The organism is Frankia sp. CcWB2 (assembly GCF_977927585.1).
The window spans coordinates 5,008-6,003 of sequence record NZ_CDWRCM010000108.1 but is presented as its reverse complement, the minus strand read 5'-3'; the positions used below and the strand labels follow the sequence as shown (position 1 = coordinate 6,003).

General features: G+C 72.1%; 1 protein-coding gene. It reads left to right on the top strand.

Going from position 1 to position 996, the window contains the following annotated elements; genetic code table 11:
- Positions 1 to 996, top strand: a 996-nt coding sequence (locus ACY45C_RS12775) for an HAD-IB family phosphatase (RefSeq protein WP_462187851.1), incomplete at both ends; no start/stop codon positions are given.

Here is a 996-nt window from a genome sequence, read left to right as displayed (position 1 = left end):
GCGGGCGGAGAGCCGGGTGGGGTTTCTGCGCCGCTACTCGGATGTGTACCGGGCGTACACGAAGGCGGAGCTGGTCTATGTCGACGACGCCACGGGTGCGTTGCACGCGGCGATGGACCCGGCCGATCAGGCGGAGTTCGGGTTTGATCCGGCGTGTTTCGACTGGCGGCACTATCTGCAGGACGTGCACTGCCCGGCGGTGACGGCGGTGCTGCGCCGGCCGCGTGATCCCGCGCCGCCGCGACGGCTGTCGGGGCATCTGGCCGCCGGTGACGGGGTGCTGGCGGTGTTCGACCTGGACGGGGCGGTGGCGTCGGCGACGGTGATCGAGTCGTATCTGTGGATGCGGTTGGCGGACGCCTCGGCGCCGCGGCGGGTGCGGGAGCTTGCGTCGCTGGCGGTGGCGTTGCCGCGGTATGTGCGTGCGGAGCGTCGTGACCGGGGGCATCTGATGCGGTCGGTGTACGCGCGCTACGCGGGGGTGGATCCGGCGGAGTTGGAGCGGCTGGTGGTGGAGGTCGCCGGGGACATTCTGCTGCGGCGGGTGAAACCGGCGGGGATCCGTCGGGTGCGTGAGCATCGGGCGGCGGGGCATCGCACGGTGCTGTTGACCGGGGCGGTGGAGGTGTTGACGCGGCCGTTCGCGCCGTTGTTCGACGATGTGATCGCCGCGCGGCTGGAGGTGGGTGCAGATGGTCTGCTGACCGGCCGGTTGGAATCCTCGCCGCTGGTCGGGGATGCGCGGGCGGCGTTTATCGATCATCATGCGCGGGTGTTGGGGGCGGATCTGGGGGTGTCGTGGGCGTATGCGGACAGCCAGTCGGATCTGCCGTTGCTGCGGGCGGTCGGTAACCCGGTGGCGGTGAACCCGGATCTCGCGTTGCATCCGGTGGCGCGGGGGGCGGGGTGGCCGATCGAGGAGTGGGCGTCGGCGGCCGGGGAGCCGCGCCTGGTCGTCGGGGATCGTCGGGAGCGTGGCCTGCGGGCCGCGGCGGC